Source organism: Nocardia otitidiscaviarum, from assembly GCF_007362295.1.
GTDB classification, from domain to species: domain Bacteria; phylum Actinomycetota; class Actinomycetes; order Mycobacteriales; family Mycobacteriaceae; genus Nocardia; species Nocardia otitidiscaviarum.
This window is the reverse complement of sequence record NZ_CP041695.1, coordinates 986265-1001661: the sequence shown is the minus strand read 5'-3', so window position 1 is coordinate 1001661 and position 15397 is coordinate 986265. Positions and strand designations below refer to the sequence as shown.

The following is a 15397-nucleotide window of genomic DNA, read 5'->3' as shown; positions in this document are numbered from 1 at the left end:
CTCGCTATTCGGCGCGCAGCAGTCCACTGTCCGGTCCGACACGGAGATCAGGGACGGCGACGGGCCGTCCGGCATCACCCGCTGGCCCGACGGTTACCACCGGGGAATCGGCGAAGGCCGGATGCTTCACAATCTGCTCATATGCGTAGAACTGGTTCCGGAGTCGGCGATATCCCGGCTCTCCGTTCAGCAGCAGCACCAATTCGGTGCATCGGCGCTGAAATGCCAGTGACAGCTTGGTTTCCCGGTCCCCTGCCGCGCGGGACCGGATCGCGTCAGCAAGGGCGTTATCGGCCCGCCGCAACTCGGCCCACCACTGTTTCGGCGCGGGCTCCCCGGCTTCGAGCAGCGCCAGCATCTGTTCCCGCAGTTGTTCGACCGGTACCGCAGCCACCGGTGTGGCATCGGCTCGCCGCACCCGGTGATGGGCGTCGACAGCCAAGGCGAGACCCCGGGCCCCGCGTTCGGCACTCGGTACACCGAATGCCTCGGCCTGCGCGTCAGCGGATCCGGCGAATCCCAATCGATCGACTGTACGGGGCCCGGGACTCCGCAACTTCAGTTCGTTCGCGGGTTCGACCCGCTCGCCGACGGAAGTGTCCGGATTATCCGCTAGCAGTTGCGGATCGATGTGCTCCGAACTCACCAGCGCGGTCAGCCTGGCATTCGCTCTCGGCCCGAAGATCCGAGCGAACTCGACCAGAATCCGGGCCGGGTCGATGTGCTGTTCCCAGATGTTCCACTCGGATTCCCCCACACCCACCGCATCGTCGCGCCGCCACGGCGTGGACAGATTCCGGGGCAGGTATAGTCCGGACGGCAACCACCCCCGGCCCTCGTTCGTGGTGAGAAACAGCGCCATGCCGACCGGACTGCGCATCGCCGCGACCGACCATGCGACGCCGGGCGCCGTGGACCCGACGGCGTGCAGTACCGAAGCGAGCAGGGTGCGGGCGGCGGTCAAGTCACTGGTGTCGGCTTCCGCGTTCACCGGCCGGGGACGCTGCCGGGCGCCAGCGGTGGTCACGGCCGCTCCCACGGCCATGGGCGATATCGGCCTGGCGACACTGGCGGATCGGGCGCGCGAGGGCGCGTCGGCGGCCGCGAGCCCAGTCACCGGAGGGGGACCCGCGCCCGGACCGGAAACGGTCACCCCCGCCGGGGCCGGTGACCCGAGCCCGCCCGGACCGCCCGGCGGTGGTGGTGCGGTCCCGCTGCCGCCCGCCCGGCCGGTGTTCTCCTGTGCCCGAAAGGATTCACCAGACACTGGAGGCCGAGCCACCAGTCCGGAGTGCTGAGAATCGGAGTGGTTCCGGGCATTTGCTCCCGGGATCATCGCCGGGACCGAACCATCGTCCGGAAGATGTTGCGGCGCAACCGGTCGGCCGGTTACAGGGCCGGTCGGCACGGAGTTCGACGCTGACGGCCCTGGAGCCACGGCGGTGGGATTGGTGACCATCGGAGGGGCGACTACCGGGTTCGTGGCGGTGGGAGGTGTCGAAACGGGCACCGGCCCACCGGATGTGGGCACGGGATCGAAACCGCGCCCGCGATCACCGATATTCTGCCCGGACTCGTGGTCTCGATGCTCCAGCTCGTTCGCTGCCGCCCGCAGGATGTCGCGGGTCCGCTCGTGTCTGGCGGCCTGCCGCTCCGCCCGTCGGTGCCGCCGATCGAAATAGTCTGCCAGCGCGGCACGCATCGGTTCGGCGATGGTTCCGTACTGGGATCGAAATCTGCCGATCCAACCCTCCGGAATCCGGCCCGCCTCCCGGATTTTGGCAGCGGCCCGATCGTGCCGGTCCGCCAGTGCGCGCAGGTTATCCGGATCGAGGCGCAGCTGGTTGACCATCCGGATGTCTCCCTCCGCTGACGTACCTGCCGTTCATTCTCCTTGCTTCCCAAAATTGGGAATCTGATCCTTCGGACCGTCTCCGGAACGCCACTCGCGCACGATCTCGCCCAGCGGCCGTGGCCGATCGGTCGGATCGCTCGTCGCGATCCGGTACTGCTGCCGCGCGTCGTTGGTGCTCTCCAGCACCGCGGCCATGATCTCGTCCACCAGTTCCCGGCTGTCGAAACGCGCACACGTTCCGGGTGCCAGATACAGATTCAGCAACTGCCCCTTGGCATTCACCTCGGGAATGACCATGCCGGACGGTGACGGCCGCCGCGCGACGATGCGCTCGAACTTCTCCCGCATCGCCAGTGCACGATGTCGCAGTTCCCGCGCCATGGCCTGCGCGGCGCGCACATCGGGATGGAGCGGGCGACGCCCAGCGCTCACCGCGCGCCATTCTTTCCGGAACCACGATCGTCGCGGCCGAGATCCGGTGCGACGGCTCCCGCCGTGGGCGTGGTGGATACCGGCGGAACAGCACCGGCGGACGGCGCCGACGCGATGGGCGGCACGGTCCCCACGGGCGGTGCCGTGCCAGCAAGCGGTGTAGTCCCAGCAGGCGGTGCGACCTCGGTGGGCGACCCCACCCGCGTAGCGGGCGTGGCGGTGGCATCCGGTGATCCGGCGCTGACGCCCGGCTGCCCGGTCTCGGCACCGACGAGATCGGCTTCGGAGACGAGCACCTCGTACCGCTGTGCCACGACCGCGTCCGGCGCGGCCACCGTCTCCGGTGTCGCGGCGTAGAGCGGGTGGCCGATGATCTGCACGTGCGCGTACACCGCGTCGCGCAATTCCTGCCGGGTCACGTTCTCGCTCAACAACATCAGCACTTCGTCGCAGCGGCGTTCGTACACCAGGGCGCGCAGGAGCGCGGCCTGGTCGTCCACCCGCAGCTCACCGAGTTCGACGCGGCGCACATCGACGCGGCGCGAAAGCATGGCCGCGGCCAGCAGATCGTCGGCGTCGCGCAGCTCGTCCCACCAGTCGCGCGGCACTTCGGCGCCTTCCCGCAGCTGGTCGAGGATCTTGGTGCGCAGCCGGCGTACCGCAGCCGACTCCGGTGTCGGAGCGCTGGTCTGCCCGAGCCGGGAGTGGGCGTCGATCGCGAGCCCGAGGCAGTGGTCGCGGAGTTTGTCGTCGGGCACGCCGGCGACCTTGTCCTGCAACTGCGGCAGGCCGGTGAGCGCCAGGCGGTCCACCGTGTCCGGCGTGTGCACGCTCAGGTCCACCTCGTCGGAGGGCGGGACCGCGGACTGCATCGAGACATCGCCGAAACGTTGCCGCAGCCCGGAGTCGATCTCCGCCGAGGAGACCAGGGCCGTCAGCCTGGCACCGGATGCGGCGCCGATCGTGAGGCTGAACTCGGCCAGTACCCGCGCCGGATCCGAGATGCCCTCCCAGGCGGTCTCCGCCCCGGCCACGCTCCACGGCAGCGTGGTGCCCTGCGGCACGAAAACCCCGGCGGGCAGCCAACCCCGGCCCTCGTTCGAGGTCACCAGCACCATGGCGCCACCCGGGCCGCGCAGCACCGACACCGCCCATTGCAGTCCGAGCGCGGAAGTCCTTACGGCGGAGAGGATTCCGCCGAGCAGCGTGCGGGCCAGCACCAGGTCGTCATCCGGCCGCCCGCCGACCACGAAGTCCGGTCCGGCGGCCTTGTCCCTGGCATTGGCCAGTGCGGAGGCGAACGGCGCGATCGGCATCATCGGCAGGCCCGCGGCATTGGCGGTCGACCCGCCCGGTGTACCGGACGCGGTCTGGTCCACACCGCCGGGGATGCCGGCGGCGGGCGTCACCATCGCCGGGGGCACCACACCGCCGGGCGGCGTCGACGCGCCGGGCGTGGTTCCGGACGGTTGCGCTCCCGTACCCGTGGTGGCCGGGGTGGTCGACTGCGTGTCGCCGGGCGCTGTCGGGCTTCCGGCGGCCGAGGGGGCCGCGGCCGCCGGTGAGGTGGCTGCGGCCGCGGGTGCCGTCGGCTCCGTGGCCGGCGTGGTCGCGGCACCCGCACCGAGCCCTGTGCCGATCGGTGCGCCGCTGTGACCGGCGTCGGTATTCGTGGCTCCAGGTGCGGTGACGGCGGGAGCATCGGCCGACGGGGCTCCGTTGATCGGAGTCGGCTGACCGGCCCCGGGCGCCCCCGGCAGCTGCGATGGCGCGCCGAATTCGTCACCGGCCCTGCGGAATCCGGAGGCGATGTCCTCGTCGGTGCGTTCGTAGCTGTTCGCGGCGGCCCGCAGCGACGCGGCGGTCTGGTCGTGCTGATCGGCCAGCCGTTCCCCGGCGCGCTGGCGGGCGTCGTAGTACCGCACGAGGGCGTTGTACACCGGGTAGGCGATCTTGCCGTAGGTGGGCAGGAAGTTGTCGAGCCAGGCCGACGGCGGCTGCGCCCACTCCCGGGTGTCGCGGGCGACCCGATCGTGCTGATTCGCGAGCTGACGCAACACTTCCGGGTCGATATCCATCCGGTCCGGCATGCTCGCTCTGTCCTTTCCCGCGCCTGTGGCCTACATTCTCCGACCTTCCCAGTCGTGGGAGGTTCGGCCGCGGCGCGGATCAGCGCGGCGGTGCCGTGACGACCGGCCGACCGCCGCCCGGATCGGCGGGACCGGTGGGCGCTTCCGGGACGAACTGTGGATGTCCGAGGATCTGGGCGTGGGCGTATATGGCATCCCGCATCAGCTGTCGGGCCGCGAGACCACCGGAGGATGCCCCGGTCTCCGCGACCAGGAGTACGAGTTCGTCGCAGCGGCGTTCGAAGACCATGGCGCGCAGCACGGCACTGTCGGGTCCGGCTTTGAGTTCGCCCAGGTCCACCCGGGAGGCGTCGATCCGCCGGGTCAGCATGGCAGCGGTCAGCAGGTCGTCGGCGTCGCGCAGTTCGTCCCACAGCTCCGGTGGCACGGGCTCGTCCCGGCGCACAATCGCCAGGATCCGTTCCCGGACTTCACGAGTCATGACGGCCTCCGGCCCCGGTGCGGTCAGTGCGGCGACCTTCGTGTGCGCATCCCACGCCAGCCCGGCGCACCGTGCCGCCGTCTCACCGCCCGGGATCGCGTCGGCCCGCGCGGACAGTTCCCGCGCGCCGACCGCGCCGAGTCGGTCGACCAGGCCCGGGGCCGGTGCCCGCAGGTCCCACCGTGCCGAGGCCGGGACCGAATCCGCCATCGGCAGTTCCCGGAATCGGGCGCGCAGGTCGGGACCGATCGTCGTCGACGAGGCCAGCGCGGTGAAGCCCGCCGCGGAACGCTGCCCCCACGCCAGGCCGAACTCGACGAGCACCCGGGTCGGATCGGCTATCCCCTCCCAGGCCGCACCGGCCCGTTCGGATTCCGACCAGAGCCACGGCATCGAGACCGCCTCCGGCAGGAACAGTCCGGTGGGCAGCCAACCCCGGCCCTCGTTCGAGGTCAGGAAGGCGCTCAGGCCGGCGGGTCCACGCATCGTCGCGACCGCCCAGTCCAGGCCGAGCACGGTGGGACCGACGGCGGCGAGCACTCCGGCCAACAGCGTCCGGGCCAAAACCAGATCGCCGTCGACACGTTCGCCCACCAGGAACGACGGCGCGGCGGCGGCGACCATCGCGGCGCCGACCACCTCCTCGGCGCGTTGCGGTTCGTCACGCTCCGCCGCTGTGTCGTCCCGCCCGAGCGGGGTCGACGGCCGGTCCGGCCGGGCATCGGCTCGCTGTGGCGGCGCACCCGACGAAGTGCTTTGAGGAACAGCAGAATTCGGGCCGAACACGCCCGATGGCGACCGCGCCGCAGCGGTCGCATTGGCCGATGCCGCCGCTGCGGCGGTGCTCGCCGCACCAGCGGTGGCCGCCGTCGACTGTGAAGCGACCGCCGGCATCGGCGGCGGCGCGGTCACCACCGCGGGCGGCAGCACCTGGCCCGGCGCGACGGGTGCGTCCGCCCACCCCCCGCTCGGCGCGACGTCGAGGCCGAGCGCCGATCCGTCGCCGCCGATGTCCGCGGCCCCGTCGCCGCCGACGTCTCCGGACCCCTCGGTATCGCCGACGTCTCCGGACCTGTCGGTCCCGCCGACGTCTCCGGACCCCGTGGTGTCGTCCTCGCTCCCGGAGGCGCGCTCACCGGCCCGGCCCACAGCCGAATCCTCGGTGTCCGAGGTTGTCTCGTCGTCGTCCGGCTGGGTGACGACCGGCGCCGTCCGGCCCATCCCCGCCCCGGTCGGACCTCCGGTCCCCGTATCGGCCGACGGGTCGTGCCACGGCCCGACGGGCGGCGCACCCGGCATCGGGTCGACCACCTCCGGCCCGCCCGCTCGTTCGGCCGACGGCCCGGGGGGCTCGCGACGTTCCGGTCGCCCCGGCGCATCCTCGCCGGCGCGCGCGTCGTCACCGATGGGCATCGTGGAATCCGGCTCGCCCCAGCCCGCCGGTGGCAGCGGGAATACCGCATGCGGACCGCGGGCATACGGACTTCGCGGCTCCCCGGGAGGCCCGGCCGCGTCCGGACCCGGCGGGGCATCGATATCCGGTTCGGTCTCCGCCGACGGTGTGGCCGAGGGCGATTGCGGTTCCGGTGCCATGGGCCGATTCGGCGCCAGCGGCCCTGGCTGCCCCAAATGGTCGGCGATAGCGGTCAATTCCGGCAGTGAGACCGGACTGATCGAGTTGAGGGCGGCGGCGGCGATATCGTCAACGTCCGCGCGAGCCCGCGTGATGACGGCGGCGATCCGTCGCTCCCGCTCGGCGGCACGGTCCGCCGCCGCTTCGTCGTCCTCGTCGTCGTGCTCCGCCGCGGCGGCTCGCTGCTCGGCGCGGATGTCGCGGTCCGCGCGCTCGACGATATCGAGGATCTGATTTCTGGTCCGGTACACCACATCCGAGTAGCTGCGCAGCACATCGGCGGTGGCCGCGAGCGCATCGGAATAGGCCTGCGGATCATTGCGCTGGGCCAGCATCCGATCCTTGACCGACTGCAATCGGCCGCTCGAGCGCACCCGCTCATCGAAGTCGAGACGCGCTCGGGCCGCATCGTCGGTGTTCATCGCCCGCGATGCCTCCCGAGCGGCGGCTTCCAGTGCACTCCACTCTGCCGGGCCGATCGCGGGCCAGTTCGGGCCGACGATCTCGTCCCAGTGCGCGCTCTGTTGTTCCGGTGCCATTACCGCACGTGCATCAGATCGATTCGTACCGGGTCCGGGATGCGTTGAATACGTCCGCGGCGTCGAGCTCGGAGGTGCCGAACAGGGCGTCGACGAGTACATCGTCCGCACGGCCGGCACTGGACCGGGCGGCCGCCGCAAAGGTGGATCGCACCCATTCGAGCTGATCACACATGGCGCGGTCGAGGTCGGATTCCGGCTTGGTCTCCGGTCGCAGAGTGTCCGCGGACCCGCTCGCCACCTCGGTGGCCGTGTGCACGGCCGTCGTGAATCTGCCCGCGGCGGAGGTGATCTCCGGCGCATCGTCGATATCCAGTATCGGTCCGCCGCTGTCCGACATCGGCTACTCCGTTCCTAGGTGGCGTGCTCGGGTCAGGACCTGGTGCCGAATTCGGCGTCCTCCATGGCGCGGTAGGCCGCCTCGGTCGGCAGATCGAACGCGTCGATCGTGTAGGGCCGCGCCCCTTTGTATTCCATCTCGGCCCGCAGCCCGACCCGTGATTTCTGATGCGCCAGCCGCGCCAATTTGAGTATTTCGGCGGACAGCCAGGTCTCCCCGAACTCCCGGGCGTCGTCGGTGAGGTGCAGGCCGATGATCTCACCGTCCCGGTTGCAGGCCACACCGACCGTATTGTCCGGATTGAAGACTTCGTAGGTGCGCTTGCCCCAGTCCGGAGCCGCAGGGGTTTCCTCGTCTTCGCCGAGGTGCGTGTCGTTCATCAGCTGTTGTCCTCCGCCATCCGTGGATCCAGGGTCGCCGACAGCGCCGACCAGGTGGTGTCGTCGATGGTCATCACCTTGCGCAGCCGCCAGAACCGGGTGCCGAGATAGCATTCCCCGCTGCCGTCGGCTTCGACGTCGAGGTGATCGGGGCTCTCGGTCGTGGGGTTGAGCGTGACCGTGGTGATCGGGGGCCGCGCATCGTCGATATTGATGAGCGTGGCTCCGCCACCGGGAATGAAGGTGTGCCGGTATCGGTCGCTGCCCCCGATGGCGGTGGCAGCGCTGTTGGTGGTCAGCGTGATCTCGGGGTTGAGCATCAACTGCATGGCCCAGGAGCGGGCCACGCACTCGGGGCGGTCGGCATTGATCGCCATGCCGAGCGTGGACTCGAGATCCACGATGAGCGCCGCCTCCGCCGAGGTGATCCCGACGACCACCAGTCGCCGCGAGCTGTCCGCCGGATGCGGCAGATCCTCGGCCGACAGCGTGATCGCGTCGGAGCCGCCCTCGGCCCCGGTGGCCGGATGCACGGTGACCGTGCCGGTGGCCACCGCCACCGTGTACGCGGCGATCGGATTCGATTGTCGCGCACCGACACCCGCCAGCCGCTGCAAACCTTCCTCGTACAGCCACCGCAGGGTCTCGGTGACGGTGACGGTCCCGCCGACCTCGGTCACGATCGCGGCCCCACGGCCCCGGGCACCGTTTCCGCTTGCGCGCCACTGTCTTCCGGCACGGTGCTGTCCATGATGGCGCGATGTTGGCGCGCGGCGTCGGCGGTGCTCTCGGTGACCGCCGCCATGATCTCCTGGACGAGTTCGTCACTGGTGTGCCGCATCGTGGTCCCGGGCGCCAGGTACAGGTCGGTGAGCCGACCCATGGCGTCCACTTCCGGGATCACATCGCCACTGGGTGAGGGCCGGCGAGCGCGGATCTGGTCGATCCGTTCCCGCATATCGGCGATGCGGTGGCGCAGATCGCGGGCCATGTCCAGCGCCGCTTGCACATCGGGATGGATTTCGCTCATGCGGAGCCTCCAGCATTGTTCTGGGTCTGGGCAGCCGGGGCCGGGGTCGGCGGGGTCACGGTGGGGGCGATCACCGGTCGTTCGCCGATCACCGATTCGGTGTGCGGGGTGTCGTCGACGTACATGAGCCGGTCCGGATGCCAGGCGACGACCCGGCCCCGGTCCCCGCCGCCGCCCGCCCCGGCGCCGCCCGCGCCCGGCGCCATCGGCATCATCGGCATATAGCCACCGCGGCCCATCATCGTTCCCGTCGGGGAGGACCCGGACCGGATGGGTTCGAAGGCCGAAGGGCGGGGTGTGCCCGCGCCGCCTCCGGATGTGGCGGAGGGGGCGGCGCTCATCGGCATCGGCCCGAGCGTGTACGCCGGATTGATACCGGGACCGGAGCCGTCGAACGTCCCCGGTGGGTTGCTGCCCGGCGAGGCTCCGTCGTAGTTGCCGTAGTCGCCGTAATCACCGTAGCTGGGATAGTCGTCGTAGTAGCCGTCGTAGGAGCCCTCGGTGAGCGTCTGGTCGGCGGCCAGCATCCCGCCCTGGCTCAATGCCGACATCAGTGCCGGCAGCAGCGCCTGGAGCATGCTGGAATCACCCTCGCCGCCGCCCTCGCCATTGCCCTTGGCGGCATCCGCGGCCATGCTCCCCTCGTATCCACCGATCGCTTCCGCGGAGCGCAGATTCAACTCCTCGTACTTGGCCAGCGCGGCCGAGGTCGCGGCCTCGTTCTTCGACCGCATGGCGCGAAGCAGTTCCTTGCGGGCGGTGAGGATCTCCGACGGCGTGGGATGTTTGTCCTTGGCGATCCGGAACGCGTCGCTGTAGGCGTCGACGCGGTCGGCGAGCCGATTCAGCTGCCGCCGGATCCGATCCAGCCAGTCGTTGTGCCGGGTGAGTTCGGCCGACGCCTGCGCGCCGACCGGTGTCCAGCTCCGCAACACCTCGGCGGCCGCACCGACACGGCGACCGGCGTCGGCGGCGGCCCCGTTGTCGAAGGCGCGCAACACCTCCGCGAACCGAGCCGGGGCCGCCGGTCCCGGACCGGCGTGCAACATCTGTGCGAAGGCCAGCGGATCCACGGCGACACCGGGGTCCGGAAACGTGATGACGGGGGGCACCAGCATCGGTACGTTGCCGGGTAGCTCCGCCGGATTGCCGACCTCGGCACCGGAGGTCCCGCCGAGCAGACGGGAATTGGTCGAGTCGGTGGCCGCGTAGTCCACGGCCGCCGCACCGACTTCATGGGCGGACCGCTGCACCACACTCAACAGACCCCGCACCCCGTTGAGCAGTTGCGCCGCTTCGTTGTTGAGCTGTGGGACCATTCCGGCGGAAATCGGGTCGGAGCCGGCCGGCGTCACCCACTCGGACGGGACGGCCGCGCCGGTCACCCGCACCAGGTCGGCGAGTGCGGCGGCCGCTCCGACGAGTTCCTCCGGATCGACATTGAGCACCACGGCCTCCTCCTCCCGCCTATTGCCGCCTCGCTATCCGCGTCGGACGCTTCCCGATGGGCTCGGGGTGGCGCGGACGTGACAGCCCCAGTTCACCCAGCTGCGCGGGTGACCAGCCGCCGTCCAGTGCGGCGTCGTAGGCGGCGGACAGTCGTTCGGCGGCTTCGTGATAGGCCAGGTCGGCTTCGTGCACCTGCACGGCGAGGCCGGCTTTGCGCTCCAGATCCTCGCTCTGCGAGAGGATGTCGCGAGCCTCTCGGAGAACACCGTCACGGTCTCGTGCCATCTGCTGTTCCTGATCCGTCGAGCCACACCCTGGCTTTCCTCATCCGACGACCCCATTGTCGAACATCCCCAACCGTGGGAACGCCGATCACGACCGGGCCGGGTGCTCCCGTCGATGGTGACAGGCCGATGGCCGCCGCGGGCTACCGTCGACTCCCATGAGTCACCCAAGCCCGACTCCGTGGTCGCGCCTGCGCGAGCGACGGGACGAGGTCGGAACCTCGGGGGCTCCGGTGCCCGCACGGCCGGGTCCGGATGCGCCATCGTCGCCCGGCCGGCCGCTGGGAAAGGTTGTGCGTACCGGGGTTTCGATCGTCGGGATCGTCGTGGCTGTGCTGATTGTCGCCGTGGGCTGCTGGGCCACCGACGGGTCCGGTGGGCCGGACGAGAAACCGGTTCAAACCGGTCGCGGCAGCACACTGGGAACGGTGGTCACGGCCGAGGGTGCGCTGCTGCGAGTCCGCGGCGTCAACGGCGGTTCGACCGCGGTTCACACGAATACCGACACCAGTGTGTTCGTCCTCGGCGGGACCGAGGTGTCGGATGTCCGGCCCGGCGCCATGGTCTTCGTCCGCGGTGTCACGTACTCGGACGGGTCCATGCTCGCCGAGTTGATCATCGGCGCGTCGATGCGGTTGCCCGACTTCCGATTTCCCGACGCGCCTTTTCCGGACCCGCCGGGTCCGCCATAGTCGAATCCCTCGAACGTTTCGGCCGACCGGACCGTAGCGACCGATCTACCCGGATGCCACAGCACGGTCAGGAGCGCGACGAAGACCGTGACCGCAGCGGCGCCACAACTCAGCGTCGCCGCGAGTTCGAAGCTCGAACCGGCGGCGGTCGGCGCGACCGCATCCGCCGCCGGGTTCTGGTTGCCGGTGAGGAGCGTATCGAGCAGATCGCCGAGACTGCCGTCGAGGGCGTCGGTCCGTTCCGTGAGCGCACGGAGTTCGGACCCCTTGCCGTCCAGGTAGTACCGCACGGCCACGACGAGCAGCGCCGCGGCCGAGGCCGAGGCGAGCACCAGGCGCGACAGCGTCCGAACTGGGATCCACAGCCGCAGCAGGACCGCGGCCACGGTCACGACCAGCGCGGCGACGGCCAGAAAAGCCCATGCGCCACTGATGTTCTCCTCCGGACGGCCGTAGGCGATCGGCCAGTCGACGATATTCCCGAAGGCGTCGACGGTGACGGTGCCGTTCGGTCCCGTCGCGGACAGCCAAGGCTGGAACAGTAGTACCAGGGTGACCAGACTCGTCACCGCGATACAGAGATAGCCCCAGCCGGATCGGAGATCGAAGCGGCGCACGGTCACCGCTCGAACGAATTCCTCGTCGCCCGCGTACGGACGGGTCGGATCTTCCTGAACTTGCCAAGGCGTTTGAGTGGACATTTCTCCAGGCTCTGCAATACCCGTGTCGATCACCATTACGAACACCGACGCGAGTGTCGAATAATTTGTTCTGCAATGGGCGCCATCGGCCACTGACGATTGATTACGCTAGCTTGGCCGGAACATGAGAACAAGGCAGATCGAAGGCTTGTGACCCTATTAACAAGCACACTGCGACCCCGGTCACAATCAACACGAATTCTACTCGCCAGTAGCCGCGAGTAATTGGGATGGAGCCTGCTAGCTTTTTCCGGAATCGACGTCCGGCGATCGATATTTATTCGGTTTGCGACCGAGGATTCGTTGACTGATACACGCCAGCGCCGAGCCGATCGAGGTGATGCTGGCGAACATCGCGGCGGGCGTGAGGCTCGCGGAGGAGTACCCGACCTCACGCATGCCGGGCAGGATGAGCTGCCCGTTTCCGAACGCCCAGGCCATCAGGGAACCGACCTGACCGCCCAGGTCCCACCGGCGGGTCGTCATGGCTTTCAGGTCGGATCCCTTGCTGTTGAGGTAGACCAGCGTCGCCAATACGAATACCGCGGCGGCGACGGTGGCAATCGTCGCCAGCCGGTCCATCAGGTCGGATCGAAGGCGAAGATGGATCACCACCGCGGCCACCGAGATGACGAGGGCGGCACTGGTGAACAGCGCCCACATTCCGGTGACATCCGCGGTAGGCGATTTGAGCTGCGACCAAGCGGTCAGATAATTGGTGGTCGCGTCGATCCGGCCGAAGGCATTCGCACGTACCTTTCCCGCGGGGCCGGATGCGATGATCCACGGCTGGAACAACAGCAGAAAGGTGACGATACTGCCGGCCACCGCGATCACATAACCCCATTTGCCCGCCAACGCGGCGCGCAACACTCGAAGTACCGGGTGGCCGGCCCGCGCCAATGCCGCTCCGCTGATTCGCCGTCCCGACGGTCGTTCCGGGGAGTGCTGAACCGCCTTCGGTCCCCAAGGCGTGGGTTGCACCATAGAGTAATTCTATGGGTCTGCCCAGCCCTGGGAACTCGACATCAGCCGACCGCCGACACCGGCATCGCGGGCACCGGCTGCACCGTCGGGTCGGTCGCCGGGATGGCATCCCCCGACGTCGTACCGGAGGCACTCTCCTCGATGCCCGGCGGGTGGAAGAACCCGGCGAACGCGCCGAAATCGCCTTCGGCGTCGCTCATTTCGGGGCCGAACTCCGTCAACACACCGTCGACGATGACCTCGAGCGTGCCGCCACCCGACGGGCCGCCGTTCTCATCGCCGAACACCACCAGCAACGCCGTCCGGCCGTCCTCCCACATCGCGATATCGCCCGTCATCAACTGGTTCGGATCGACGCGGCTGCCCGGGTACTTGTCCTTCGGTTCTCCCGACTTCCCGGTCTCCATCCCGTACGCCGCCCGGGCGTCCGTGCCCTTCGTATCGGCGAAGGCGGCCTCCAGCGCGTCGTAGACCTTCGGGTACACGTACTGGGTGCGGCCGTCCTTGAAGTCGTAGAGCACCTTGCCGTCGGAACGAGTGGTACGCGGCGGCGTTCCGGAATCCTGCGGGGCGGTCGCACCCGGCGTCGGGCCGGTGTGCGGTGTGGGCTGGCCTCCAGGCGTGCCCGTGCCCTGTGGACTCTGCTGTCCGGGCGGTGTGGTCGGCTGCGGCTGCGGCGGCTGCACCTGCGGCGGTTGCACCGGTGACAATCGCTCACGATCGAAGCGCCGCGGATCGCTCTCCCTGCCCCATTGATCCCGCTGGCCGAACAGCCCGTTCTGGGCAGCCAGCAGCGGGAACAACGAACCCAGCAGGTTCGACCCCATACCTGCCAGACCGGACCCCATTCCACCGGACGGTGGCGTCACCGGTGCCGGAACCGACGGTGAGGTGGGGTCGTTCGGCCTGCTCGGATCCCGGGTGATCGGATCCCGCCCGCCCGGTGTGGACGGACCGCCCGGAGTTCCGGGAAGGCGACCGGGATCGGAGGGCTTCGACGGGTCCGAGGGGGTCGGGATATTCGGTGTGGGCAGAGTCGGCGACGGCGAACTCGGATCGTTCGGACTCGGCTGCCAGGGGGGCGTTCCGGGGTTGTAGGGGTTGCCTGGATTCTGTGGCAGTTCCTGCCACTTCTTCATGGCCTCCGCGAGTGCCTTCCGGTCCTCCTCCAGCTGCGCATTCATTCGGGCTTCCATATCCGCGATCACCTTCGCGATCTCGGAACTTGTGCCGGAGCGCTCCTCCATGGTCGACAGGTTCTCGGCGAACGCCTGCCCGAGCAGCTCGACGAAGCTCGCATCGGTACCGTCGGATGTCTGCGCCTTCAGATTGATCCCGCGGATCAGGGCGGAGATCTGCTCCCGGCCGAGTTCGGTGTTCTCGGCGGACTCGACGACCTGTTCGGCCACTTCCTCTTGGATGGCGTCGAACTGCTGCGCCGTCTGTACCAGCCTGCTCGCCGCTTCCTGATACGCGGCGGGCGTCTGGGCACCGATCTGCATGGGCACCGTCGGCAATGGCGGCACGGTCGCCTTGTCGGTCTCGAAGTTGCCTGCGTCGCCGAACAACTGCCAGTTGTCGCTCAGCCCGTCGGCCAGCGAACCGTTGCCGTCCAGACCACCTCGGGATCCGTACCAGCTCTGCAAATCGGCTGCGATGCCGTTCGGCTGGAACAGAAAGCCCACCCGTTCCCCCGGCGGGCCACTGCCCGGCCCCGGCTTGAACTGCCCCTCCCCCATGGACTCGACGTGGCCGCCGACCCAGATCCCTTGCGCCGCGGTGCGATCGGTCTCCGGCGAGCCGCCGACACCGGCCGGATCATCCGAGTCCCAGCGGCCGGGAGCCACCGACCACGCCGCCAGCCCGCCGAGACCACGCAGGAGGTTGTTCCCCAGCCCCGCCCGCGTCGCCGTGCCCCAGCGACCGCTGCGTTCGCCCGATCGGAAGAGTTCCCGGTAGCGATCCGCTCTCGTACTCGCACTGTTGGCGGCGGTTCCTTCCAACCGCTGCCGGGCTCTCGTTCTGATATCGCGACGCGCCTGGTCGGCGGCGTCGCTGCGAAGCTGTTGCCTGCTCGGCGCATTGCCGAGCGGATTCCTGGCCCGCAGGTTTTGCATGCGGCCGCCGAAATCGCTCAGGGGCTGGTTCATGACTCGCTGATGCGCCCGGTTCCCGAGTCGGTCCAGCCGTGCGTCCATACCGTTGGCAGCGGCTCTGCCAGCGCGGTTCTGCAAGAACCGCCTGCCAACACCCGCATCTTCGAACCCGTTGCGCAGCACCCGCGACAGCCCGCCGCCCGCCCCGGACCCCACCAGACCCAGACCAGCGGATACCCACGCGTTGCCGGACGTGAAATCGATCTCCCCGGCCTGGATGAAGCTGCCCGCCATACCGCCCACGGCTCCCCCGATGAGCCCGCCGGCGCCCGGCACGATCATATTGCCGACCACGGGTGCGGCGACACTGACGCCGAGCGAGAGTCCCGTCTGCCACCAGCTCATCGA

13 protein-coding genes and 1 pseudogene are annotated in these 15397 nt (G+C 69.5%); all 14 read right to left on the bottom strand.

Features of this window, described 5'->3' with window-relative positions; genetic code table 11:
- Positions 1–4: 4 nt before the first annotated feature.
- The 14 genes and pseudogenes from FOH10_RS35425 to FOH10_RS04260 all read right to left on the bottom strand — a co-directional run bounded on the left by FOH10_RS35425 (position 5) and on the right by FOH10_RS04260 (position 15394).
- Positions 5–1027 (bottom strand): hypothetical protein, encoded by a 1023-nt coding sequence (locus tag FOH10_RS35425; RefSeq protein ID WP_244961599.1) that lies wholly within the window; start codon positions 1025–1027, stop codon positions 5–7.
- 588 nt (positions 1028–1615) lie between these two features.
- A pseudogene (locus FOH10_RS36215) lies at positions 1616–1852 on the bottom strand (type VII secretion target); the annotation flags it as partial.
- A 33-nt stretch (positions 1853–1885) separates the two neighbouring features.
- Positions 1886–2254: a YbaB/EbfC family nucleoid-associated protein gene (locus FOH10_RS34680; protein WP_186000712.1), complete on the bottom strand. Its 369-nt coding sequence runs from the start codon at positions 2252–2254 to the stop codon at positions 1886–1888.
- 29 nt (positions 2255–2283) lie between these two features.
- Positions 2284–4377: a type VII secretion target gene (locus FOH10_RS04310; RefSeq protein ID WP_143979707.1), complete on the bottom strand. Its 2094-nt coding sequence runs from the start codon at positions 4375–4377 to the stop codon at positions 2284–2286.
- Positions 4378–4456: 79 nt separating this feature from the next.
- Positions 4457–7030: a hypothetical protein gene (locus FOH10_RS04305; RefSeq protein ID WP_143979706.1), complete on the bottom strand. Its 2574-nt coding sequence runs from the start codon at positions 7028–7030 to the stop codon at positions 4457–4459.
- A 13-nt stretch (positions 7031–7043) separates the two neighbouring features.
- A complete protein-coding gene (locus FOH10_RS04300; RefSeq protein WP_143979705.1) occupies positions 7044–7370 on the bottom strand; it encodes a hypothetical protein in 327 nt (108 codons plus the stop codon).
- Positions 7371–7402: 32 nt separating this feature from the next.
- Entirely contained in the window at positions 7403–7750 is a 348-nt protein-coding gene (locus tag FOH10_RS04295; RefSeq protein WP_143979704.1) for a hypothetical protein, read from the bottom strand.
- The gene (locus FOH10_RS04290; RefSeq protein WP_244961596.1) at positions 7750–8430 is read right to left on the bottom strand and encodes a hypothetical protein; all 681 of its coding nucleotides are present in this window, start codon (positions 8428–8430) and stop codon (positions 7750–7752) included. The genes FOH10_RS04295 and FOH10_RS04290 overlap by 1 nt, the downstream gene beginning before the upstream one ends.
- Positions 8427–8780: a YbaB/EbfC family nucleoid-associated protein gene (locus FOH10_RS04285; protein WP_244961594.1), complete on the bottom strand. Its 354-nt coding sequence runs from the start codon at positions 8778–8780 to the stop codon at positions 8427–8429. The genes FOH10_RS04290 and FOH10_RS04285 overlap by 4 nt, the downstream gene beginning before the upstream one ends.
- A complete protein-coding gene (locus FOH10_RS04280; protein WP_143979703.1) occupies positions 8777–10231 on the bottom strand; it encodes a PE family protein in 1455 nt (484 codons plus the stop codon). Before FOH10_RS04280 ends, FOH10_RS04285 begins: the two co-directional genes overlap by 4 nt.
- Positions 10232–10247: 16 nt before the next feature.
- The gene (locus FOH10_RS04275) at positions 10248–10514 is read right to left on the bottom strand and encodes a hypothetical protein (protein ID WP_029931697.1); all 267 of its coding nucleotides are present in this window, start codon (positions 10512–10514) and stop codon (positions 10248–10250) included.
- A 489-nt stretch (positions 10515–11003) separates the two neighbouring features.
- Positions 11004–11999, bottom strand: a complete 996-nt coding sequence (locus tag FOH10_RS04270) for a hypothetical protein (RefSeq protein WP_143979702.1) — start codon at positions 11997–11999, stop codon at positions 11004–11006.
- Between the two features lie 147 nt (positions 12000–12146).
- Positions 12147–12779: a hypothetical protein gene (locus FOH10_RS04265; protein WP_039818572.1), complete on the bottom strand. Its 633-nt coding sequence runs from the start codon at positions 12777–12779 to the stop codon at positions 12147–12149.
- A gap of 155 nt (positions 12780–12934) precedes the next feature.
- The gene (locus tag FOH10_RS04260) at positions 12935–15394 is read right to left on the bottom strand and encodes a hypothetical protein (RefSeq protein ID WP_143979701.1); all 2460 of its coding nucleotides are present in this window, start codon (positions 15392–15394) and stop codon (positions 12935–12937) included.
- Positions 15395–15397: the final 3 nt, after the last annotated feature.

Coding starts and splice junctions, on each gene's coding strand:
- FOH10_RS04310 (WP_143979707.1), bottom strand. CDS start 4,377: ATGCCGGACCGGATGGATATCGACCCGGAAGTGTTGCGTCAGCTCGCG.
- FOH10_RS04305 (WP_143979706.1), bottom strand. CDS start 7,030: ATGGCACCGGAACAACAGAGCGCGCACTGGGACGAGATCGTCGGCCCG.
- FOH10_RS04300 (WP_143979705.1), bottom strand. CDS start 7,370: ATGTCGGACAGCGGCGGACCGATACTGGATATCGACGATGCGCCGGAG.
- FOH10_RS04295 (WP_143979704.1), bottom strand. CDS start 7,750: ATGAACGACACGCACCTCGGCGAAGACGAGGAAACCCCTGCGGCTCCG.
- FOH10_RS04285 (WP_244961594.1), bottom strand. CDS start 8,780: ATGAGCGAAATCCATCCCGATGTGCAAGCGGCGCTGGACATGGCCCGC.
- FOH10_RS04275 (WP_029931697.1), bottom strand. CDS start 10,514: ATGGCACGAGACCGTGACGGTGTTCTCCGAGAGGCTCGCGACATCCTC.
- FOH10_RS04260 (WP_143979701.1), bottom strand. CDS start 15,394: ATGAGCTGGTGGCAGACGGGACTCTCGCTCGGCGTCAGTGTCGCCGCA.